This is a genomic window from Polaromonas naphthalenivorans CJ2 (assembly GCF_000015505.1).
In the GTDB taxonomy this organism is placed as follows: domain Bacteria; phylum Pseudomonadota; class Gammaproteobacteria; order Burkholderiales; family Burkholderiaceae_C; genus Polaromonas; species Polaromonas naphthalenivorans.
Genome location: NC_008781.1, coordinates 543203 through 565826, shown reverse-complemented (window position 1 = coordinate 565826; position 22624 = coordinate 543203). Strand labels below are relative to the sequence as shown.

The window sequence follows — 22624 nt, the reverse complement described above, 5'->3', positions numbered from 1 at the left end:
ACAACAAAAATCCGACGGACTTTGTTTTCGACCAACACCAATTCCAGCCCGTCCCCCACCTCACTCCACCGTCACGCTCTTGGCCAAATTGCGCGGCTTGTCCACATCGGTTCCCCGCGCGCACGCCGTGTGATACGCCAGCAGCTGCAGCGGCACAACATGCAGCAGCGGGCTCAGCGCGCCGTAATGCTCGGGCATGCGGATGACGTGCACGCCGTCGCTGCTGTCGATGCGGCTGTCGGCGTCGGCCACTACATACAGCACGCCGCCCCGGGCGCGAACTTCCTGCATGTTGCTTTTGAGTTTTTCGAGCAGCGCGTCGTGCGGCGCCACGGTGACCACCGGCATGGCGCTGGTCACCAGCGCCAGCGGGCCGTGCTTGAGTTCGCCGGCCGGGTAGGCCTCGGCGTGGATGTAGCTGATTTCCTTGAGCTTGAGCGCGCCTTCGAGCGCAATCGGGTAATGCATGCCCCGGCCCAGGAACAGCGCGTTTTCCTTTTTCGCGAAGTCCTCGGACCAGCTGATGACCTGCGGCTCCAGCGCCAGCACGGCCTGCAGCGCGGCGGGCAGGTGGCGCAACGCCTTCAGGTGCGCGGTTTCCTCGTCCTCGGGCAGGCGGCCCTTGGACTGCGCCAGCGCCAGCGTCAGCAGGAACAGGCCGACCAGCTGGGTGGTGAAGGCCTTGGTCGAAGCCACGCCGATCTCGACGCCGGCGCGCGTGATGTAGGCCAGCTTGCATTCGCGCACCATGGCCGAGGTGGCCACGTTGCAGATGGTCAGGGTTTTCGTCATGCCCAGGCTTTGCGCGTGGCGCAGCGCGGCCAGCGTGTCGGCGGTTTCGCCGCTCTGGGTGATGGTGACGACCAGCGTGCGCGGGTTGGGCACCGAGGTGCGGTAGCGGTATTCGCTGGCCACCTCGACCTGCGTGGGGATGCCGGCAATCGACTCCAGCCAGTATTTGGCCGCGCAGCCGCTGTAGTAGCTGGTGCCGCAGGCCAGGATCAAGACCGAGTCGATGTCCTTGAAGGTGCGCCAGGCCTCGTCGCCAAACAGCTCGGGAACGATGCCGTTGACGCCTTCGAGCGTGTCGGCGATGGCGCGCGGCTGCTCGAAGATTTCCTTTTGCATGTAATGGCGGTAGGGGCCGAGTTCGGCCGCGCCGCTGTGGGCGTGAACGGTCTTGACCTCGCGCTCGGCGCGCTGCTGGTGGCGGTCAAAAATCCAGTATTTGCCCAGCTGCAGATCGACCATGTCGCCTTCTTCGAGATAGACGATCTGGTCGGTGACGCCGGCCAGCGCCATCGCGTCGCTGGCCAGGAAGGTTTCCACGTTGTCGGCCAGCACACCGACGCCCAGGATCAGCGGCGAGCCGGCGCGGGCGCCGACGACGCGGTGCGGCTCGTCCTTGCAGAAGGCGGCAATCGCATAGGCGCCGTGCAGTTGCGCCACGGTGGCCTTGAGCGCCTCGAACAGGTCGCCGTCGTACAGGCTGTCCATCAGGTGCACGATGACTTCGGTGTCGGTCTGGCTCTCGAACACATAGCCCTTGGCCTGCAGCATGGCGCGCAGGTCGTCGTGGTTTTCAATGATGCCGTTGTGCACCAGCGCCACCTTGCCCGGACGCGCCGCGCTGCCGGCGCCGGTGCCGTGGCTGAAATGCGGGTGGGCGTTGTGCACGGCGGGCGCGCCGTGGGTGGCCCAGCGGGTGTGGGCAATGCCGGTGCCGCCCTGGATGTGCTCGGCGCTGACCTGCTCCTGCAGCTCGGACACGCGCGAGGTGCTTCGCGCGCGCTTCAGGCCGTCGGCATACACCGCGACGCCGCACGAGTCATAACCCCGGTATTCGAGCCGCTGCAGGCCCTGCACCAGGATGGGAACAATGTTTCGGCTGGAAACCGCTGCAACGATGCCGCACATAAAAAGCACTCCCTTGTAAAAATGGTCTGCCGATGCTACGGCTTGGCTATTTTTTAAGGTGATTGATTTTTTGTCATTTTTGGAATTTAATTTCACTCATATTTTTCTTTGAAATTTAATTTTGAAATTTGATTTTTAATGGAACAAAATTACGCTGATGCGACCGACATCAGGTTGCTTGAACTGCTGCAAACCGATGCAAGCCTGAGCAACCAGGCCTTGGCCGAGCGCGTCCACATCTCGCCGCCGACCTGTTTGCGCCGCGTCAAGCGCTTGCGCGATGCGGGCCTGATCGAGCGTGAAATCGCCGTGCTGAGCCCGGACAAGCTGGCCGGCGTGCTGGGTTACGGCTTGAGCGCAGTGGTCGAAATCTCGCTGGACCAGCAGGGCGCCGAGTGGCTGGAGGCGTTCGAGGCGCGGGTGGTGGCCGACGACGCGGTGCAGCAGTGCTACCGGGTGTCGCCGGGGCCGGACTTCATTTTGCTGGTGCATGTGGCCGACATGCCGGGCTACCAGGCGCTGGCGCAGCGGCTGTTCACCAGCAATGCGAATGTGCGCAATGTGAAGGCGTTTTTCAGCATCAAACGGGCTAAATTTCAGCCTAAAGTGATGCTTGCGTAATGGGGACGGGCTTGTGCAGCTATTGAATTCATAGCTTTATTGGCTCTTCGTGGTTGGGCTGGCCGGGGGTTGCCCGGCGGCAAGTAACTTTCTTTTGCTTCGCCAAAAGAAAGTCACCAAAGAAAAGGCGACCCGCAGTCCGAGTCCCTGCGCTTCGCTTCGGGCAACCTGCGCTACGCCGCAAAAGCGGGGGTCCGCGCAAACTCGCCTTCGGCTCAAACAGCGCGCGGCCCTGATCCCGCTTTTGCGGCGTAGCGCAGGCTCGGCCAGGACGGGTTTGGATCGCAATCGGATTCGGAAGCGGGGAGCAGAGCGCGCTTGCGCGTTCTGCGTATTCGGCTGTTAGGCTGCTGGTATTGGTTTTTTTTCCCGACCCCAAGCCCTTCTGTCAGCGCTGAGGAACGGAGCTTCAGGCGGATCAGGGCCGCGCGCTGTTTGAGCCGAAGGCGAGTTTGCGCGGACCCCGCCTGAAGCGAGTACCGCAGGGTGCCCCGTAGCGTAGCGAAGGGGTCGCGGACAGCAGGGTCGCCTTTTCTTTGCTTACTTTCTTTTGGCGAAGCAAAAGAAAGTGAGTCGCTGCCGGGCGACTCCCGGCCAGCCCAACCACGCAAAACCAGCACAACTATGAATTCAATAGCAAACAACGCCCGCAGCCATTGCGCAAACAGCCAATCAGCCCCTCAAACCCCAGGTTTCTTAACCGGCCGCGCCCAGTTGGCAATGCTCACCTGCCGCCCCCGCCCCACGCTCAAGGCACCCGCAGGCACGTCCCTGGTGATGGTCGAGCCGCCGCCCACCGTGGCGCCCGCGCCTATTGTCACCGGCGCCACCAGCACACAGTTGCTGCCGATGTGCACGTCGGCCTCGATCACCGTGCGGTGCTTGTTGGCGCCGTCGTAGTTGGCGGTGATGCTGCCGGCGCCGTAGTTCACGCGCTCGCCCACCGTGGCGTCGCCCAGGTAGGCCAGGTGATTGGCCTTGGCGCCCCGCGCCAGCGTGGAATTCTTGACCTCGACAAAGTTGCCGATATGCACCTCGGCGCCCAGATTGGCGCCGGGCCGCAGGCGGGCAAACGGCCCGACCATCGCACCCTCGCCAACCTGCACGCCGAGCTTTTCGCCGTCGATATGGGTGAACGGATGAATCACCGCGCCGGCGGCAATCGCCGCATTGGCAATCACGCAGTTGGCGCCAATGCGCACGCCCTGCCCCAGGCTGACCCGGCCGTCAAACACGCAGTTCACGTCAATCTCGACATCCTGGCCGCAGGTCAGCTGGCCGCGCACGTCCAGCCGCGCCGGGTCGGCCAGGCGCACGCCCTGCTCCATCAGCGTGGTGGCCAGGCGCTGCTGGTACACCCGCTCCAGTTCGGCCAGCTGCACCGGGCTGTTGACGCCGGCCACCTGCGCGGCGTCCGTGATCTGGTGCGCCACCACGGCCACGCCGTCGGCGACCGCGAACTTCACGATGTCGGTCAGGTAGTACTCGTTTTGCACGTTGTCGTTGTCCAGCCGCGCCAGCCAGCGGCGCAGCAGGCGCGTCGGCACGGCCATGATGCCGCTGTAGATTTCATGAATCGCGCGCTCGGCCTCGCTGGCGTCCTTGTGCTCGACGATGGCGCGCACCTGGGCGGAGGCCTGCGTGCCGGCGCGCACGATGCGCCCGTAGCCCGCCGGGTCGGCCATGCTCAGCGTGAGCAGCGCCAGCCGCTGGCCGTCGCACTGCGCCAGCAGCGCCTGCAAGGTAGCGGCCTGCGTCAGCGGCACGTCGCCCGACAGCACCAGCGTGATGCCATCGTCAGGCAGCACGGGCAGCGCCTGCTGCACCGCATGGCCGGTTCCCAGTTGCGGCTCCTGGCGCACGAATTTCAGGCTTAAATCGGCTGAAGCGCCCGTCCTTCGGGCACAAGCTGCTTCAACTTCCATAGCACCATGGCCAGTGATCACGACCGCCTGGCGCGCCGACAGCTGCGCGGCGCAGTCCAGCACATGCGCCAGCAGGGCGCGCCCGCCCAGCCGGTGCAGCACCTTGGGCAGGCTGCTTTTCATCCGCGTGCCTTTGCCGGCGGCCATGATGACGACATCGAGGGGGTGAATTGCCATGGAATTTCCTGTGAAAGGGTGAAAGATTGAATGTGCAAGTCCGCTGGGCCACAGCCAGCGCAGCGCCTGCAGCACATTTTGGTGCGCTGGATTATCAGCCGCCGACAGGGGTAACCCGCAAGCTATAAAAGCGGCGCCCTGCGCAGCGGCGCATCGTAGTAGTCGGCCAGGCGCTGCAGCGCCTTGGGGTTGCGCAGCCACAGCCGCCCGTTGCGGATTTCGTGCAGGCCCAGTTGCTGCAGGCGCCGCATGGTCTTGTTGGTATGCACCAGCGACAGGCCCAGGATGTCGGCGATGTGCTGCTGGTTGATCGGAAACTCGACCGATCCGTCCTGCACCAGCCCCAGCCGCTCCAGCCGCCGGTACAGGTGCATCAGCAGCATGGCGACGCGCTCGGCGGCGTTGCGCCGGCCGGCTGACAGCAGGTTGTCATCGACCATGCCTTCCTCGCGCGCGGCCAGCCAGGTGATGTCGTAGCCCAGGTTGGGGTAGCGGCGAAACAGCTCCCACAGCCCGTCCCGGGGAAACACGCACAGGCTCACATCGGTCACCGCTTCAATGCCATGCATGGCGCCGTCGCTGAACTCCTGCTGCAGGCCGATCAGGTCGCCCGGCAGCAGAAAGTTCAGGATCTGGCGGCGCCCGTCGCTCAGGGTCTTGTAGCGAAACGCCCAGCCGGCGTACAGCGTGAACAGCTTGCCGCCGGGCTTTTGCTCATGCATCAGCGTGCTGCCCGCCGGCCGGTTCAGGGTGCTGGTGCGAAACGATTCGATGAACGCCATTTCGTCGGCGGACACCGGGGTGAAAGCGCCGGTTTTTCGCAACCGGCACGCCTTACACGGAGGTGGGCTGGGAGCCGGACCTGGCTGAAGAGTGTCCATATAGGCCTTGCTGGAAAAATTTTGAGCCACTGTGTCTTTTGACATTGTCCAGGGCAGCGCTGGCCGATACATTCTCGCCTACCCATGCATACCACCACTGGCCTTCAGGAAATCATTTATGTCAGCACGCTTGCCGCTGACGCGCCCATCCGTGTCGTGGCGGACATTGCCGTGAAGGCGCGCAGCCACAACCAGCAGCGGCACATTACCGGCCTGCTGGTCTTCGACGGCATGCATTTTTGCCAGCAGCTGGAGGGCTGCGCGCAAGAGGTGGCGGACCTGATGGCGCGAATCCGCGAAGACCCGCGCCATCACGGTGTGGCCGTGCTGCACCACGGGCCGCTGGACCAGCGCCGCTTTCGCCGCTTCAGCCTGGGTTACACGTCCGTGGACGATATCGAGCTGCTGGAGCGGCTGCAGCGCTTGCAGGGGCAGGCTGCCGTGGAGGCTTTCGTGGCCCTGCTTTCGGACCTGGATGTGGATGGGTGAAGCGGATTGATGCGGCCGGCGGCCTTATGCCGCCAGGCCCAGCGCATGGCGCAAACCCGCCAGCGGACGCAGCGTGGCCGCGCGCCATCCGGCCGCCATCAAGCCGCCCAGGAGGCGGGCCGGCGCATCGGCTTCCCAGCTGACGCAGGCCGACGTTCCAGCGCCCTCTGCGCCTGGTGCGGCTTCAGGCCAGGACTCCATGACCACGGTCTGCCCGGCTGACAGCCACAAGCTTTCGCCAAACCCCAGGAAGTGGTCGCCGGCCGGCACGCGGTGGTCGCGGTCGGCATGGCTGAACGTCACCCACAGACGCCCCTGGCCGACGCGCAGCACACCGGACTCGCGCGCCTGCACGGTCATCGCCTGGCCGGCGGGCAGGGTGTAGCTGATGGCCGGCCGGCTACCGCCGCACGAACGGGCCTGGCTGGAAAAGCGGGCGGTCTGGACGGCCCCGACCAGCGCATGGGAAGCCGAAAAAGAAGTCATGATGTTCTCCAAAAAATCCCGGGAAATCAGTCTCCCAGGCAACCATGATCGGGCCGGCAGGATTTGCAGTCCAATGAAATCGCGGTACGCTATTCATGCTTTCAGCGCATTAATCAGCCGACCTCTTCCTTCCATCCCCATGCAGCATCCACACCCCCATTTGCGTTCCCGGCCGATTGCCGCCGGGCAACTGCGCGCCTTCGAGGCGGTGGCCCGCCACCTCAATTTCCGCGCCGCCTCCGAAGAGCTGTCGCTGACCCAGTCGGCCGTCAGCAGGCAGATCCAGAGCCTGGAGGAAGACGTTGGCGTCAGCCTGTTTCTTCGCCACACGCGGGCTGTCGAACTCACCAGCGCGGGCGCGCAGCTGCTGCGCGCCGTGCTGCCCTCGCTGGAGCGCATTGATGGCGTGGTGCGCATGATCCGGCAAAGCGCCGGCCGCAAAAGCGTGGCCATCAGCACCTGGGCGTCGTTTGCCTCGATGTGGCTGATTCCCCGGCTGGAGGCCTTTCAGCGCGAGCACCCCGACATCGACATCCGCATTGATGCGACCGACACCCCGGTGGACCTGGAAACCACCGACGTGGACCTGGCCCTGCGCTACAGCATGCCGGCCAGCGTGCCGGCGCAGGCGCGGCGCCTGTTCGGCGAGCAGCTCACGCCGGTCATCAGCCCCTGGCTGCTCAAGAGCGGCCCGCGCCTGCAAAATGCGCAGGATCTGGCCCGGTTTGCGCTGGTCGAAGCCAGCGACGCGCACCGCACCCAGCACATGGAATGGCTGAGCTGGCAGCGCTGGTTTGACATGCAGGGCTTGCGGCGTTTCGAGCCCAAGCGCTGGCTGTATTTCAACTATGCCCACCAGATCGCCCAGGCGGCCCTGACCGGCCAGGGCGTGGCGCTGGCGCGCATGCCCTTGATTGCCGAGAGCCTGGCCAGTGGCGACCTGGTCGAGGTCTTGCCGGACCGGCGCATGGACTCGCCGATGGCTTACTGGCTGATCGTCGGGCCGCGCAATGCCGCACGGCCCGAGGTGCAGGCGTTTTGCAGCTGGATCGAAGCGCAGGCGGCACAGACGCGCGAGGCGATTGGCGACGTTCCACCCGCTGCGCCAGCCAGATAAAAAGCATCAAATCAGCCGTTGGCGCATATCCTGCGGGCGTAAGCAGCTACTTATTCAATAGCAACCCGGAATGACTGGCAATGGTTTCAGACGGGCCAGACCACGCCATGGTCGTTGAGCACCACATCGAGCGGAACGTCGTGCGGCTCGGGCTCCATGTCGGGCAGCCAGCCCTGGCTGTAGCCCAGGCCGACGGTGAACGGACGCGGCGACAGCGTGGCCAGCGTGCGGTCGTAAAAGCCGCCGCCGTAACCCAGCCGGAAGCCGCCCGGCCCGTAGCCGACGCAGGGCACGAACAGCAGCGTGGGCACGATGATCTCGGTGTCCTTGGGCTTGGGGATGCCGTAGGCGTCTTCTTCCATCGGGCAGCCGGGATACCAGGCGTGAAATGTCAGCGTCTTGTGCAGCTTGTTGACCACCGGCAGTCCGATCTTGCGCGGCGACCGGCCAGCTATGCTTTCTGTAGCAAACTGTTCCCGCTCGGCATGCGGAAGATGCGTATTTTCCTGAAATTCCGGGCTCAGCACGGCGTCTTCCTGCCAGCGGTACAGCGCCGGCAGCGGATCGAACTCGCCCTTGATCGGCCAGTACGCGCCTATCACCTCGTGGGGCGAGCCGACCAGCCAGATGCGCATCACGCGCTGCAGCAAGTCTGCCCGGGCAAGTCGGTCGGGCATGTCGAGGCGCGATTGCACCAACGCTTTTCGTGTGCTTAATTTGTCCATAATGCGTCAATGCTATACAAATTTCTTTGCAGCGCGGCAGTTTTAGCCGCACTGGTCGCGCCAGCCCTGGCGCAAAGTCCTTCCACCGCCCTGCCGCCGGGCGCCAATGCCGCCGGCGACAGCCTGATCGTGGAGATGAACAAAGCCTTCAAGCGCGGCGACAAGGGCCGGCTGACGCAGCTGCTGCCGCAGGCCCGGGGCCATGCGCTGGAGCCGTGGGCGGCTTACTGGGAACTCAAGGCCAGGCTGGGCGAAGCCAGCCCGCAGGAAGTGCAGGACTTCCTGGCGCGCTATGCCGGCAGCTACCAGGAAGACCGGCTGCGCAACGACTGGCTGCTGCTGCTGGGCCAGCGCCGCGACTGGGCCAGCTTTTCCGCCGAATACCCGAAGTACCGAATGAACGACGACCGCGAGCTGCGCTGCTACGCGCTGCTGGTCGAACACCTGAAAAACCCGACGCAGGACGCGCGCCTGTCGGGCGAGGTGCGCAAGAACTGGTACGCCCAGCGCGATGCCGACGACGGCTGTACCGCCGCCGCCGAGCGGCTGGTGGGCAGCAACAACCTGACGCCGCTCGATGTCTGGCAAAAGGCCAGGCTGGCGCTGGAAGCCAACCGGCCCAAGGCGGCCAGCAACGCCGTGGCCATCGTCGCGCCCGAGGCGCTGGGCATGGTGGCCGAGCTGAACAGCAGCCCGATCAAGTTTTTGGCCGGCAAATACCTGGCGCTGCGCACGGTGCGCAAGGAAATCATCACGCTGGCGCTGGTCAAGCTGGCCATCAGCGACTCCGAAGGCGCCGCCTCCCAGCTCGACGGCAAATGGGCGCTGCAGCTCACCGCCGAGGAACGCAACTGGCTCTGGGGCCTGATCGGCAAGCAGACCGCCAGCCGCATGGGCACGCAGCCGGCCGGCGATGCGCTGCAGTATTACGCCCGGGTCACCAAGGACGCCGACCTGACCGACGACATGCTGGCCTGGAAGGCGCGCGCCGCCCTGCGCGCCGGCACCCAGCCCAGCTGGCAGCTGGTCCTTGCGGCCATCAACGCCATGAGCGAGGACGGCCGCAAGGAGCCGGTCTGGACCTACTGGAAAGCACGCGCGCTGCTGGCCATGTCGCCGCCTGACATCGCCACCGCCGTGGTCACGCCGCAAGGCCCGGCGACCACCACCGTCATGGCGCCGCAGCGCATCGAAGGGCTCAGGCTGCTGCAGTCGATCGCCTCGGCGAGCGGCTTTTACGAGCAGCTGGCGCTCGAAGACCTGGGCCTGAAAATCTCCGTGCCGCCCAAGCCGGCGCCGCTCACCGCGCAGGAAAAAGACGCCGCTCGGCTCAACCCCGGATTGAGCCGGGCCACCTACGCCATCATGATCGGCCTGCGCTCCGAAGGCGTGCGCGAGTGGAACTACGCCACCAACCTGCACCAAAAGAGCGGCATGGGCGAGCGCGAACTGCTGGCCGCCGCCCAGGTGGCCTGCGACCGCCAGATCTGGGACCGCTGCATCAACACCAGCGAGCGCACCACCAGCGTGGCCGACTTCGAGCAGCGCTTTCCGATGCCGTTTCAGGCCGCCGTGGTCAAGCGCAGCCAGTCCATCAACCTCGACCCGGCCTATGTCTATGGCCTGATCCGCCAGGAAAGCCGCTTCATCATGGACGCCCGCTCCGGCGTGGGCGCCTCCGGCCTGATGCAGGTGATGCCCGCCACGGCGCGCTGGACCGCCAACAAGATCGGCCTCGACGGCTTCACGCCCGAGCAGATCAACGACCGCGACACCAACATCACCATCGGCACGGCTTATTTGAAGCTGGCGCTCGACGACCTGGGCGGCTCGATGCCGATGGCCGCCGCAGCCTACAACGCCGGACCGGGCCGGCCGCGCACCTGGCGCAACGGCCATGTGCTCGACGCCGCCATCTGGGCCGAGAACGTGCCCTTCGCCGAAACCCGCGACTACGTGAAGAAAGTGCTGTCCAACACCACCAACTACGCGGCCATCCTGACGGGCCAGCCGCAGTCGCTGAAAAGCCGGCTGGGCATGATCGGGCCGCGCGATGCGAGCATGCCGGAGCCGTACATGGACCTGCCCTGAAGCGCCGCCGGGCGCCTGAAGCGAATCACTTCTGGCCTTTGCGCCTGGAGGTCAAGGCCTAATCCGCCGTGAAACTGGGCATTCGCCTACAAGCAAACGGCAAGGTCTCTGCTATGGTTTTCGGATGCCCATGCAATCCGAAACCCTTCCCCGCCTGACGCCGGACACGGCGCTGTTCCTTGACTTCGACGGCACGCTGGTCGCGCTGGCCGCGCAACCCGAACTGGTGGAAGTCCCCCTGGGCCTGACCAGCACGCTGGCTGCGCTGCACCGGCAATTGCGCGGCGCGCTGGCGCTGGTGTCGGGCCGCCGGCTGCTGGACCTGGACGGTTTCCTGGCGCCCTTGCTGCTGCCGTCGGCCGGCGAACATGGCGCGCAGCGCCGCACCGCCGACGGCCTGCTGATCAGCGCGCCGCCAGCGGACATGCGGCAGATCCTGCAGGCGGCCGAAGGCCTGGTTGCCCGCCATCCCGACCTGAAGCTGGAACGAAAAAACCTGGCGCTGAGCCTGCATTACCGGCACGCGCCCGAACTCGAAAGCCTGTGCCTGCAGGTGATGCGCGAAGCGGCGCAAGGCAATGACAGCGTCGAGCTGATGCAGGGCAAATGCGTGATTGACCTGAAACCGGCGGGCTTCAGCAAAGGCACGGCGATTGCGTCCTTCATGACCGAAGCGCCGTTTGCCGGCCGCATTCCGCTGTTTGCCGGCGACGACGTGACCGATGAAGCCGGCTTTGAGGAGGTGCGGCGCATGGGCGGCCACACCATCAAGGTCGGCCCGGGGCCAACGGCGGCCCAGTACCGCTGCGCCAGCGTGGACCAGCTGGCCGCCTGGCTGCAATCGGCCAGCGGGGTGTCCCCCGACGCCGGCGGCCTGTCCAGCCGCCCGGGGCATTCAGCATGAGCGCCGCCGTCCTGGCGCCCAACTTTGCGCCGCCCGCACCGCCGTCGCTGTCGCTGGGCGTGATCGGCAACTGCGCGTTCAGCGCGCTGGTCGATGCGCGCGGACGCATCGTCTGGTGCTGCCTGCCGCGCTTCGATGGCGACCCGGTGTTCAATGCGCTGCTCGACGAGAGCGACAAGGGCAGCGCCTTTGCCATCGAAATCGAGAACTTTTCCCATTCAAAGCAATGGTACGACCCGAACACCGCCGTGCTGCGCACCCAACTGTTCGACAAAAGCGGCCAGGCGATTGAAATCACCGACTTTGCGCCGCGCTTTTACAACCGCTCGCGGTTTTTCAAGCCGATGACGCTGGTGCGCCGGGTGCGCCCGATCAAGGGCGCGCCGCGCATCCGGGTGCAGCTCGACGTGCGCTTCGACTGGGGCCGCAGCGAGCCAGTGATCACCCAGGGCAGCAACCACCTGCGCTATGTCGGCGATGCGCTGACGCTGCGCCTGAACACCGACGCGCCGCTGTCGCACCTGCTGGCCAAGCGGCCTTTCGTGCTGACGCGCGAATACAATTTTTTGCTCGGCTCCGACGAGTCGCTGGCCGACGGCATTGCCGACACCGCGCGCCTGTTCGAGCAGGAAACGCTGTCGTACTGGCGCAAGTGGAGCCAGCGCCTGCACATCCCGCTCGAATGGCAGGAAGCCGTGATCCGGGCCGCGATCACACTCAAGCTCTCGCTGTTCGAGGACACCGGCGCGATTGTCGCGGCCATGACCACCAGCATTCCCGAAGCGCCCAACAGCGGACGCACCTGGGACTACCGCTTTTGCTGGCTGCGCGATGCCTTTTTTGTCGTTCGGGCGCTCAACAGCCTGTCCGAAGTCGGCACCATGGAAGACTACCTGCGCTGGCTCGGCAATGTCGTGGTGCAGGCCGACGGCGGGCATATCCAGCCGCTGTTCGGCATTGGCCTGGAGCTGGAGCTGCCCGAAGCGGTGTACGACCACCTGGGCGGCTACCGGGGCATGGGGCCGGTGCGCGTGGGCAACCAGGCGCAGGAGCATTTCCAGCACGATGTCTATGGCAATGTGATCCTGGGTGCGGCCCAGGCCTTTCACGACCACCGGCTGCTGCACCGGGCAGGCGCGGCCGAATTCTTGCGCCTCGAAGCGGTGGGCGAGCAGGCGGTGCGCAGCTACGACAAACCCGATGCCGGCATGTGGGAGTTGCGCACGCGCGCCCGGGTGCATACCTCGTCGGCGCTGATGTGCTGGGCGGCCTGCGACCGGCTGGGCAAGATTGCCGTCACGCTCAAGCAGCCCGAGCGCGCCAGCTACTGGAGCCATCATGCGCAGATCATGCGCGAGCGCATCCTGCGCGAATCGTGGAGCGAGGAGCGCCAGGCCTTTGCCGAGAGCTTTGGCGGGCGCGACCTGGACGCCAGCGTGCTCCTGATGATCGAAGTCGGCTTCATCGAGCCGAAAGACCCGCGCTTCGTGGCCACCGTCGATGCGCTGGAAAAATATTTGTGCGACGGCCCCTACATGCGCCGCTACGAGGCGCCCGACGACTTTGGCAAGCCCGAAACCGCCTTCAACATCTGCACCTTCTGGCGCATCGACGCGCTGGCGCGCATCGGCCGCAAGGATGAGGCCCGGGCGATTTTCGAGACCATGCTGGCCGCCCGCAACCACGTCGGCCTGCTGTCCGAGGACACCCATCCGGTGACCGGCGAGATGTGGGGCAATTTCCCGCAAACCTATTCGATGGTCGGCATCATCAACGCCGCCGTGCGCCTGTCGGCCCCTTGGGATTCCCTAGTATGAGCCGGCTCGTGGTGGTGTCCAACCGCGTATCCGACCCGCGCAAATCAGCCGGAGCCGGCGGCTTGGCGGTGGCGCTGGGCGAGGCGCTGTCGGCCAACGGCGGCCTGTGGTTTGGCTGGAGCGGCACGGTGGTCGAAGGCGGCACGCCGGGCGAGGGCGAAATGCACACGCATCACTCCGGCAACGTGACCCTGACCACCGTGGACCTGTGCCGCGAGGACCACGACAGCTACTACCTCGGCTACAGCAACGGCGTGCTCTGGCCGGTGTTTCACTATCGGCTCGACCTGGCCGATTTTGACGCCGGCTACATCGGCGGCTACCGGCGCGTCAACCAGTTGATGGCGCGCAAGCTGATGCCGTTGCTTAAACCCGACGACATCATCTGGGTGCACGACTACCACCTGATCCCGATGGCGGCCGAACTACGCGCCATGGGCTGCAAGAACCGCATCGGCTTCTTCTTGCACATTCCGTTGCCGCCGCCCTTGATCCTGGCGGCGGTGCCGCAGCATGAGTGGCTGATCCGCTCGCTGTTTGCCTATGACCTGCTCGGCTTTCAGGCGCAGTCGGATGTGGAGCATTTTTCAAGCTATGTCGGCAAGGAGGTCGGTGCCGAAGCGCTCGACAAGCACCAGTTCCGCGCCTTCGGGCGCAAGGTGCAGGCGCAGGCCTTTCCCATCGGCATCGACGTGGATGAATTCGCCGCGCTGACCCACGCCAAGGAAGGGCGTGACATGTACGAGCGCATGAAAAAGGAGTTCTCGCGCCGCCGCCTGCTGCTGGGGGTGGAGCGGCTCGACTATTCCAAGGGCCTGCCGCAGCGCGTGCGCTCCTTTCGCGAACTGCTGAAGAACTACCCGGAAAACATCCGCAGCGCCACGCTGATCCAGATCGCCTCACCCAGCCGCGAGGCGCTCGACACCTATGCCGGCCTGCGCCAGGAACTCGAGAGCCTGTGCGGCGCGATCAACGGCGACTATGGCGAGCTGGACTGGATGCCGGTGCGCTACATCCACCGCAACGTCTCGCGCAAGCGCCTGCCGGGGCTGTACCGGGTGGCCGATGTGGCGCTGGTGACGCCTTTGCGCGACGGCATGAACCTGGTCGCCAAGGAATTCATTGCCGCCCAGGATCCGGCCGACCCGGGCGTGCTGGTGCTGTCGCGCTTTGCCGGCGCCGCCGAGCAGCTCAAGGAAGCGCTGCTGGTCAACCCCTACGACGTTCACGGCACGGCCGAAAGCATCCAGCTGGCGCTGCAGATGCCGCTGATCGAGCGCCAGCGGCGCCACCAGCAGCTGCTCGAACGCATCCGCAGCCAGGACGTGCACTGGTGGCGCAAGGCGTTTTTAACCGCTCTGGCCGAATGCGGACAGGATTGAAAAAAACCCGGCCCGGCCAGACCGCCAGCGCGGCACAGGCGCCTTACTTCACTGGGGCGCCGGCCGCCAGCGCCAACCTGGCCAGGGTCTCGTTCACGGTGGTTTTATCGTTATTCCAGAAATCACTCACAGCGGCGCGCAGAGCCGACTGCACCGCAGGCGGCACGGCCATGCCATGCGCCACGGAAGGCACCAGCGCGCCGGTTTTGGACATCGCCGCAAAATCCTGGCCGGACAACCTGGCGCATTCGTCAAACTTGTCCAGATTCATGTTCAGCCTGGCCGGAATCGAGCCCTTGCGCAGGTTGAACCTCTCCTGAAAGTTCTGCCCCATCAGCAAAAAAGCCAAATAGCCCTGCGCCTTGCGCGCATCCCCGTTTTTGAGCTGGAACATGGCAAATGAATCGACATTGAAGCTGTAGGCATGGGCAGTGCCGGGCGCTGGCGTACAGGTAAAGTCCTTGCCCGGCTCTTGATTGGCCGCCAGAAATTCGCCCTTGGCCCAGTCCCCCATTAGCTGAAAACCGGCTTTTCCGGCAGTCACCAGGGCGGTGGCCTGGTTCCAGTCGCGTCCGGCGGACTTGTCATCGGTATAGGGCTTGAGCCGGCGAAACACCTCCAGGGTTTTACGCATCTCGCTGCCAGCAAGGGCGGCCTCATCGAGCCTGACCAGCGCCTTGTTGTAAAACGCCGTACCGCCCACGCCCAGAGCCACCGACTCGAACACCGTGAAGTCCTGCCAGTCCTGCCCGCCGTGCGCCAGGGGAATAAACCCTGCGGCCCGCAGCTTGTCGGCGGCGGCAAAAAACTCCTCGTATGTTTTTGGCAAGGCAGTGACCCCGGCCTTTTTCAGCACGGCCGAATTGGCCCACAGCCAGTTCACGCGGTGAACATTGACGGGGACTGCCACATAGTGGCCCTGGTACTTCATCTGCTCGGCAATCACTTTGGGCAGCGACTCGTCCCACTTGCCAAACTGCGCCATGGTGTCGAGGTTGGTCAGCACATTGAGATTGGCCCATTCCTGAATAGTGGGGCCTTTGATCAAGGCCGCCGCCGGTGGATTGCCCGCCAGCACGCGCTTTTTCAGCATGCCCATGGCGTTTTCGCCACCACCGCCTGTCACGGCGAAGTCTTTCCAGGTATAGCCACGGCCCGCCATCATGGTCTTGAGTTCGTCAACCGACTTGGCCTCGCCGCCGGAGGTCCAGTAATGCAGCACTTCGACTTCGCCCGCCATAGCCGCCGCAGCCACCGCCACAAAAGCCGCAGCAGCGGCCAGTTTGGAAAATTTCAGCATGTTGTTTCCAGAGTCCCGGCCTTCGCGACAAATGACTGTGCGATAGCGAAAGTTAATTCAGACATGGCACCATGCCATTTAATTAATTATTCATTAATTAATAATGGGTGGCGATGGGAGTTTCCCTAGGTTGCAGGCGGGCTGCGGCAAGGGTTTCACTGGAGAAATGCTATTTATTGGAGAACAGCTTCAGATCAGCTGGCTGACCAGGCTGGCGACAAAGCTCAGCAGGATCGTGGTGGTCACCGGAATGAACCATTCGCGGCCAAACAGGCGAAAACGCAAGTCGCCCGGCAGTTTGCCAAAGCCGAGTTTTTGCAGCAGCGGTGACAACCAGCTGATGCACACCAGCGCGAGAAAAATGACGATGAACCAGCGGATCATGGGCTGGAGTTTAGACGGGAGCAGGCAGCGCTGTCATGGACAACGCATGGCCGGCATGGCGCTCGAAAATGGTGGACATGCGCGCCAGCATGGCGCGTTCGGCCTCGGTCACGCCCTTTTCCTTCGCCACGCTGGTCTGAACTTTTCCCCATGCGGGCAGCAGCGCCAGCGCCATGCGCCTGAATTCCACCAGCGTGGGCGCCAGGCCAAACCCGCAATCCGTGCAAAACGCCTCCCATGAATGCGCGCCCACGGCGTCAAACGTCTCGTCATCGCCGATGAAAAGCGCCAGGCCTTCGTCGCCGTAAGCCCGCACGCACAGCAGGTCGTAAAACGGCGCCAACCGGTAGCCTTTGCCATCAACCAGCAGCGACAGGTTCTTGGCATGCGCATCGGCATTGCCAATCAGGTAATTGAACATCACCCAGCGCTGGAACTGCAGCAAATCGCTGCCGCGCACCCGCAGCGCACGCAAGGCGGCTACCAGTTTGGGAAGGCTCGCCAGCCCGCCCGAGCGCTCATACTTCCAGCCCGGACCATGGCCCAGCAGCTGGCAGCCGTCAAACTGGTGCAGGCCGACAATGTTGCCCGCCGTCAGCACCCGGTCATAGCGCTCCACCACATAGGCCGCCTCGGGCACGCGCAGCAGCCACACCTTGGGCACCGGCAGCTTCAGCGCCTGGGCCAGCTTCATGCAGGCGTATTCATTGATGGCGCTGGGCTGGTAGCGCAGTTGGCGCGTGTCGGGCTTCAGGATGTGCGTGGTGGGTGATGCGCCCACGCTGTCGTACAGCCGTCTGGTCCTGGGCTCGAAGCGCAGGCCCAGCTTGTCCTGCGCACCGGCCAGCGACATGCCGGCCTGCGTGTTGGACACCAGCAGCGGTGTGGCGGTGCGGTGTGCCAGCCGGGCGCTGAGTTCGGCAAACGGCAAATCACGGTAGTCCTGCTGGATACGCGGCATGGAATCTTCGGGCAGCAGCGACAGCACACCAGGCAGTTCCGCTCCCAGGCGGCCCAGCACGTCCAGCGAAGACGCGCCACGCAACTGCAAGGCGGCCAGCACATCGTCCAGCACCTCGCCTTCGGGCAACAGGTTTTCGAAAAAGCTGCGCACCAGCGCGCCTCGCGTGGTCTGGGCGTTCAGGACAAACTGTGGCGCCAGCGCATAGGCCCCCGGCTGCGCCAGCCACTGCGCGTCGTATTCAAAAAAGAACTCACCCGCCGCATGGCCAAACCAGCCCATGGGCCGCGCATTGGCCCATACACGCAGGCGGATCATGGATTGCCTTCAGCGTCACCGACTACACCAGGGAAATCTATTGGTGCCTGCACATCATGGCTCCAGCCCGCCACGTCCATCAACAGGCCCAGGCCAGCCATGTACTGCAGCAGCAGCCCCAGAGAGCAACGCGCCGGATCGCTTTCGGCATCGCGAATAAAGGAAGGACTCACATTGCAGACCGCCGCCGCCTGCGCGCGCGATAAGCCCTGACCCTTGCGTTCTACGATCAGGTAATGCGCCAGAGTGGAAAGAGTGGCAGGGGTGAACAGCATATTTTTGACCTCAACAGGTCATTATCACTTGAGTGATAAAAAAATTACCGGCATTTGACCTTGTGAGGTCATTAAAGGCAAGCTGCAGTAGATGATTTTCAAGGTGCAAGCGCGGCTACAGCGTATGCGTGCGGTCCCCCGCCGAAAAGCCCATCGGCTCCCACGCAGGACTGTTCTTCGCGCCAAACGCAATCACCTTGAACAGCTCGCCCATTTCATGCTCGTTGACCAGCTTTTGCACCATGGCTCGCTCGGCCAGGCTGGCGTCTTCCAGGCCGCCCAGCAGTCCGCAGTTCAGCAAAAAGCGTCCCTGGCTGGTGTAGCCCAGCACTTGCAGCCCTGCCTCCTGCCCGGCCAGCGCGATGCCGGTGAAATTGACGTGCGCCGTGATGTCTTTTTCGCCCACGTCGGCCAGCGCGTCGGCATCAAGCAGGTGCGCGCGGTGGCACATCACCGTGCCCATGTCGCGCTGCGGGTGGTAGTACTCGTGCTCGGGAAAGCCGTAATCGAGCAACAACGCCGCGCCGGCTTCCAGCCGGTCGGCCAGCGTGCGCACAAAGCCTTCGGCCTGGGGGTGAATTTCGGTGACGTAATCGTGCCGGCCCGCCACCTCCAGCGGCGGGCGCAAATCGGTGGGACAGTCGGCGTAGGTAAAGCGCCCTTCATGCAGCACCACGCCGCGCTCGTGCCAGACGCCACCCAGCCGCGCCAGCAGCTTGACTGGCATGGCGTCCAACACCTCGTTGCCCAGCACCACGCCGCGCATGCGCGCCGGCAATTCGGTCGCCCACTGCACTTTTCCGGCATGGGCGGCCAGCCGTTCGCGCTGGCGTTCACGCAGGGAGCTAGAGAGATCGACAATCGTGTAGCGCGTGACCTGCTCCCCCAGCGTATCGAGCACCTGCTGCGCCAGCGCACCGGAGCCGGCGCCAAACTCCCAGACTTCGGTCGTGCCCGAGGCCTGCAGCGCCTGCGCCACCTGCCGCGCCAGCGTCTGGCCAAAACGCGGCGACAACTCGGGCGCGGTGACGAAATCGCTGCCGCCCTTCACGCCGCCGGGCATCAGGCCGAATTTCAGCGAGTCCCTGGCGTAGTAGCCCAGGCCGGGCTGGTAGAGCGCCAGCGCCATGAAAACATCAAAACCCAGCCAGCCGCCGGCCGATTCGATGGCCTTGGCGATATCGGCCTGCAGGGGGCTCGTTAAAATGAAAGGATTGGTCATGTTGGTCACTTAACATGATTGTCCGCGATTCCCTTTGGCCATTTCGCCATGCCCTTCACCGACCCCAACCTGATGACACCAGCTTCGTCCCGACCCGTGGTTCTCGTGACCGGCGCCGCCCTGCGGCTGGGCCGCGAAATCGCGCTGGCGCTGGCCGCCGGCGGCTGGCAGGTGGCGGTGCATTACCGCAGTTCCGAGGCTGACGCTATTAAAACCGTAGCTGACTGCGCACGGCTGACGTGCGCATCGGCTGCTTTTGATGCCGACTTATCAGATGAAGCGGCCGTGCGCGGCCTCGTGCCGCGCGTCATCGCCCACTTTGGCCGCGTCGATGCGGTGGTCAACAGCGCCTCGACCTTCGAGCACGACACGGCCGCCAGCTTTGGCTTTGCCGCGCTGGACAAGCACCTGCGCAGCAACACCGGCGCCGCCATCCTGCTGGCCCAGGCGCTGCATGCGCATGTGGCCGCGCGCAATGCCACGGGCGCGGTCGTCAACCTGCTCGACCAGAAGCTCTGGAACCAGAACCCCGATTTTTTCAGCTACACGCTGTCCAAGGCCGCGCTGGAAGCGGCCGGCACCATGCTGGCCATGGCGCTGGCGCCCGAGGTGCGCGTGGTCGGCGTCGCGCCCGGGCTGACGCTGACCAGCCACCTGCTGACGGGCGAGGCCTTCGAGGCGCGCCACAAGCTCTCGCCGCTGGGCCGCTCGTCCACGCCGGCCGATGTGGCTGCGACGGTGAAGTTCGCGCTGGAAAACTCGTCCATCACCGGCACCACGCTGCTGGTCGATGGCGGCCAGCACCTGATGCGCTTCGAGCGGGATTTCTCGCTGATGTGACCCTGTATGTGACCCTCCTGGCGCCACTGACATACTTCCCTGACATATTCAACCCAGACCCTTTACAGACTGCCACCATGCTCACTACCCGGGGAACCCGAATCCTCCACCTGACCGGCTTGCGCTTTGACGCCAACCTGGGCATCCTGGCGCATGAAAAAACCGCGCCGCAGCCGATCCAGGTCGATGCCGAACTGAACCTGGGCACGCAGACGCTGCTGCCGCACGACGACGACATCCACCATGTGCTCGACTACCGCAAGGTGCGCCAGATCATCATCACCGAATGCACCGCCGAACATGCCAACCTGCTGGAAAGCCTGATCGGCAAGCTGGCGCACCGGCTGATGCTGCTGCCCGGCGTGCTGGGCGTGCGGGTGAAAATCGCAAAACTGGAAATTTTTGACGACTGCGAAGTAGCCATTCGCGTCGAGACAGGACAGTGGTGAACGATATGAATGCAATCTGGATAGACGAGCAACTCGAAACCTCAGCCCGCGTGCAGAACTCGATGAAGATCGAACGCGAGGACCACAAGTTAGAGAAGCGCCTGTGCCGCGAGGTCGGCCGGGCGATTGTCGATTTCAACATGATCGAGGAAGGCGACAAGGTGATGGTCTGCGTCTCGGGCGGCAAGGACAGCTACGCCATGCTGGACATCCTGCTCAAGCTGCAAAAGCGCGCGCCCATCAACTTCGAGCTGGTCGCCGTCAACCTCGACCAGAAGCAGCCCGGCTTTCCCGAGCATGTGCTGCCCGAGTATCTGAGCAAGCTCGGCGTGCCGTATCACATCGAAAACCAGGACACCTACAGCATCGTGACGCGCGTGATTCCAGAGGGCAAGACGCTGTGCTCGCTGTGCTCGCGGCTGCGGCGCGGGATTTTGTACCGCGTGGCGGGCGAGCTCGGCTGCACCAAGATCGCACTCGGCCACCACCGCGACGACATGCTGCAGACCTTCTTTTTGAACATGTTCTTTGCCGCCAAGCTCAAGGGCATGCCGCCAAAACTGGTCAGCGACGACGGCAAGAACATCGTCATCCGCCCGATGGCCTACGTCACCGAGAAAGACCTGACGCGCTGGGCGCAGGTGCAAGACTTCCCCATCATTCCGTGCACGCTGTGCGGCAGCCAGGAAAACCTGCAGCGCAAGCAGGTCGGCAACATGCTGCGCGACTGGCAAAAGCAGTATCCGGGCCGGATTGAAAACATGTTTTCGGCCTTGCAAAATATCGTGCCGTCGCACCTGATGGACAGCAAGCGCCATGATTTCAAGGGCATCAGGACGACCGGCGTCGCCGACCCCGAAGGCGACAAGGCGTTTGATGCCGAGGAGTTCATGCAGGCGGCGCCCGCGGGCCGCGCCGTCATCGGCATCAACCCGCTGGCGCCCGGTTAATCGCCCTTCACAGGAGGCCTTATGAAACGAGCATTGACGGCTATTTTTTCAATCGCATTCATGGGACTGTTCATGGCCGGCTGCTCCGGCCTGCGCGTGGTCGAAACCGATGTCACGGCGTTTTATAACTGGGGCACAGCACCTCCTGCGCCGGGCACGGCCTACCGCTTTGAGCGCCTGCCCTCGCAGCAGGTCGTCGGCGCCCGGCACGACGCCATCGAAGGGCTGGCGCGCACCGCGCTGGCCAGGGTCGGCATGGAACTGAACCCGGCCGCGCCGCGCTACAGCGTGCAGGTGCGGATAGGCACCCTGGTGATCGAGCGCCCGACCTATTACGGCCCCGGCTACGACGGCTTCGGTTTTGCCACGCCCGGCGTTTTCCTGGGCGGCGGCAACCGGGGCGCGGCGTTCGGCATGTCGTTTCCGGTCTATCCGATGCGCTTTTCAGACCCCTATTACCGGCGCGAGCTGAGCCTGCTGGTGCGCGACCTGACGACCAGCCAGGTGGTCTTTGAAACCCGCGCCGTGAACGACGGCGTTCAGAACGAGACGCTCGCCGTGCTGTCCGCCATGCTGGACGCGGCCTTGCAGGGCTTTCCGCAACCCCCTCCAGGACCACGCCGGATCACCGCGCAGATCCCCCGTTGACCCTGCCAGCCCCCCGATCCACTTTCACCGCCCTCGCGCTGCCTTTTTCATGATTGAACCGACCCGCATCATCGCCATTCGCCATGGCGAAACCACCTGGAACGTGGACACCCGCATCCAGGGCCACCTGGACATTCCACTGAACGACACCGGCCGCCTGCAGGCCGCGCGCCTGGCGCTGGCGCTGAAGGAAGAACCCATCACGGCGGTGTACGCCAGCGACCTGGCCCGCGCCTGGGAAACCGCCGAATACCTCGGGCGCGCGCGCGGCCTGCCGGTCACCCCTGAAACCGGCCTGCGCGAACGCTGCTTTGGCGATTTTGAAGGCAAGACCTTTGCCGAAATCGAAGCCCTGCTGCCCGAACAGTCGCAGCGCTGGCGCAAGCGCGACCCGGAATTCGCACCCGCCGGCGGCGAGTCCCTGCTGGCGCTGAGCCAGCGCGTCGTCGAGGCCGCCGAGCGAATAGCCGCCCGGCACCCGGGCGAGCTGATCGCGCTGGTCGGCCACGGCGGCGTGATGGACGTGCTCTACCGCGCCGCCGCCCGCCTGCACATCCAGGCGCCGCGCACCTGGATGCTGGGTAACGCGGCCATCAACCGGCTGCTCTGGACGCAGCAGGGCTTTACCCTGGTCGGCTGGGCCGACACCCAGCACCTGAACGACGAATCCCTGGACGACGGCCTGCTGGCCGCCGGACCGAGCCCCATTGTTTCCACCACCTGACCACCCCACCTGCCCTGAAAA

At 64.7% G+C, this 22624-nt stretch carries 22 protein-coding genes; 12 read left to right on the top strand and 10 right to left on the bottom strand.

The annotated features are described in order from the left end of the window. Positions 1-60: 60 nt before the first annotated feature. Positions 61-1917, bottom strand: a complete 1857-nt coding sequence (glmS, locus tag PNAP_RS02660) for a glutamine--fructose-6-phosphate transaminase (isomerizing) (protein ID WP_011799956.1) — start codon at positions 1915-1917, stop codon at positions 61-63. A 138-nt stretch (positions 1918-2055) separates the two neighbouring features. Here glmS and PNAP_RS02655 point away from each other — a divergent pair, with 138 nt between their 5' ends. Further along, a complete protein-coding gene (locus tag PNAP_RS02655; protein WP_011799955.1) occupies positions 2056-2538 on the top strand; it encodes an Lrp/AsnC family transcriptional regulator in 483 nt (160 codons plus the stop codon). A 680-nt stretch (positions 2539-3218) separates the two neighbouring features. Here the strand turns inward: PNAP_RS02655 and glmU are convergent. Continuing rightward, positions 3219-4640, bottom strand: coding sequence for a bifunctional UDP-N-acetylglucosamine diphosphorylase/glucosamine-1-phosphate N-acetyltransferase GlmU (gene glmU / locus PNAP_RS02650; RefSeq protein ID WP_011799954.1), 1422 nt, complete (start codon positions 4638-4640; stop codon positions 3219-3221). Positions 4641-4762: 122 nt separating this feature from the next. Then, positions 4763-5521, bottom strand: coding sequence for a Crp/Fnr family transcriptional regulator (locus PNAP_RS02645; RefSeq protein ID WP_041376938.1), 759 nt, complete (start codon positions 5519-5521; stop codon positions 4763-4765). An 84-nt stretch (positions 5522-5605) separates the two neighbouring features. Between PNAP_RS02645 and PNAP_RS02640 the strand changes: the two genes are divergently transcribed. Beyond that, positions 5606-6010, top strand: a complete 405-nt coding sequence (locus PNAP_RS02640) for a BLUF domain-containing protein (RefSeq protein WP_011799952.1) — start codon at positions 5606-5608, stop codon at positions 6008-6010. A gap of 24 nt (positions 6011-6034) precedes the next feature. Here PNAP_RS02640 and PNAP_RS24865 read toward each other — a convergent pair whose 3' ends face one another. Further along, complete coding sequence (locus tag PNAP_RS24865) at positions 6035-6496, bottom strand: DUF2917 domain-containing protein (protein WP_011799951.1); 462 nt, start codon at positions 6494-6496, stop codon at positions 6035-6037. Positions 6497-6635: 139 nt separating this feature from the next. Here PNAP_RS24865 and PNAP_RS02630 point away from each other — a divergent pair, with 139 nt between their 5' ends. Continuing rightward, positions 6636-7613, top strand: a complete 978-nt coding sequence (locus tag PNAP_RS02630) for a LysR substrate-binding domain-containing protein (protein ID WP_041376480.1) — start codon at positions 6636-6638, stop codon at positions 7611-7613. A gap of 86 nt (positions 7614-7699) precedes the next feature. Here the strand turns inward: PNAP_RS02630 and PNAP_RS02625 are convergent, their stop codons facing one another. After that, a complete protein-coding gene (locus tag PNAP_RS02625) occupies positions 7700-8338 on the bottom strand; it encodes a 5-formyltetrahydrofolate cyclo-ligase (protein ID WP_011799949.1) in 639 nt (212 codons plus the stop codon). Positions 8339-8347: 9 nt separating this feature from the next. Here PNAP_RS02625 and PNAP_RS02620 point away from each other — a divergent pair, with 9 nt between their 5' ends. The 4 genes from PNAP_RS02620 (at position 8348) to otsA (ending at position 14532) form a co-directional block, all read left to right on the top strand. Then, the gene (locus PNAP_RS02620; protein WP_011799948.1) at positions 8348-10429 is read left to right on the top strand and encodes a lytic transglycosylase domain-containing protein; all 2082 of its coding nucleotides are present in this window, start codon (positions 8348-8350) and stop codon (positions 10427-10429) included. A gap of 130 nt (positions 10430-10559) precedes the next feature. Beyond that, positions 10560-11333 (top strand): trehalose-phosphatase, encoded by a 774-nt coding sequence (gene otsB, locus PNAP_RS02615; protein WP_232290742.1) that lies wholly within the window; start codon positions 10560-10562, stop codon positions 11331-11333. Continuing rightward, the gene (locus PNAP_RS02610) at positions 11330-13150 is read left to right on the top strand and encodes a glycoside hydrolase family 15 protein (RefSeq protein WP_011799946.1); all 1821 of its coding nucleotides are present in this window, start codon (positions 11330-11332) and stop codon (positions 13148-13150) included. Before otsB ends, PNAP_RS02610 begins: the two co-directional genes overlap by 4 nt. Then, entirely contained in the window at positions 13147-14532 is a 1386-nt protein-coding gene (otsA, locus tag PNAP_RS02605) for an alpha,alpha-trehalose-phosphate synthase (UDP-forming) (RefSeq protein WP_011799945.1), read from the top strand. The genes PNAP_RS02610 and otsA overlap by 4 nt, the downstream gene beginning before the upstream one ends. A 43-nt stretch (positions 14533-14575) precedes the next feature. Here the strand turns inward: otsA and PNAP_RS02600 are convergent, their stop codons facing one another. From PNAP_RS02600 to PNAP_RS02580, 5 genes are all read right to left on the bottom strand, one after another. Then, complete coding sequence (locus PNAP_RS02600; RefSeq protein WP_011799944.1) at positions 14576-15832, bottom strand: ABC transporter substrate-binding protein; 1257 nt, start codon at positions 15830-15832, stop codon at positions 14576-14578. Between the two features lie 189 nt (positions 15833-16021). After that, on the bottom strand, positions 16022-16216 hold the full coding sequence (locus PNAP_RS02595; protein ID WP_011799943.1) for a DUF2905 domain-containing protein: 195 nt from the start codon (positions 16214-16216) through the stop codon (positions 16022-16024). Positions 16217-16226: 10 nt separating this feature from the next. Next, positions 16227-17495 (bottom strand): HipA domain-containing protein, encoded by a 1269-nt coding sequence (locus PNAP_RS02590; protein ID WP_011799942.1) that lies wholly within the window; start codon positions 17493-17495, stop codon positions 16227-16229. Then, positions 17492-17770, bottom strand: a complete 279-nt coding sequence (locus PNAP_RS02585) for a helix-turn-helix domain-containing protein (protein ID WP_011799941.1) — start codon at positions 17768-17770, stop codon at positions 17492-17494. The genes PNAP_RS02590 and PNAP_RS02585 overlap by 4 nt, the downstream gene beginning before the upstream one ends. A gap of 115 nt (positions 17771-17885) precedes the next feature. Further along, positions 17886-18992, bottom strand: a complete 1107-nt coding sequence (locus PNAP_RS02580; RefSeq protein ID WP_011799940.1) for a class I SAM-dependent methyltransferase — start codon at positions 18990-18992, stop codon at positions 17886-17888. Positions 18993-19064: 72 nt separating this feature from the next. Between PNAP_RS02580 and PNAP_RS02575 the strand changes: the two genes are divergently transcribed. From PNAP_RS02575 to PNAP_RS02555, 5 genes are all read left to right on the top strand, one after another. Further along, positions 19065-19832, top strand: a complete 768-nt coding sequence (locus PNAP_RS02575; RefSeq protein WP_011799939.1) for an SDR family oxidoreductase — start codon at positions 19065-19067, stop codon at positions 19830-19832. 77 nt (positions 19833-19909) lie between these two features. Then, a complete protein-coding gene (locus PNAP_RS02570; protein WP_041376479.1) occupies positions 19910-20281 on the top strand; it encodes a dihydroneopterin aldolase in 372 nt (123 codons plus the stop codon). 5 nt (positions 20282-20286) lie between these two features. Further along, a complete protein-coding gene (gene ttcA, locus PNAP_RS02565) occupies positions 20287-21231 on the top strand; it encodes a tRNA 2-thiocytidine(32) synthetase TtcA (RefSeq protein ID WP_011799937.1) in 945 nt (314 codons plus the stop codon). 21 nt (positions 21232-21252) lie between these two features. After that, positions 21253-21879 (top strand): DUF4136 domain-containing protein, encoded by a 627-nt coding sequence (locus PNAP_RS02560; RefSeq protein WP_011799936.1) that lies wholly within the window; start codon positions 21253-21255, stop codon positions 21877-21879. 49 nt (positions 21880-21928) lie between these two features. Continuing rightward, entirely contained in the window at positions 21929-22603 is a 675-nt protein-coding gene (locus PNAP_RS02555) for a histidine phosphatase family protein (protein WP_011799935.1), read from the top strand. Positions 22604-22624 lie beyond the last annotated feature (21 nt).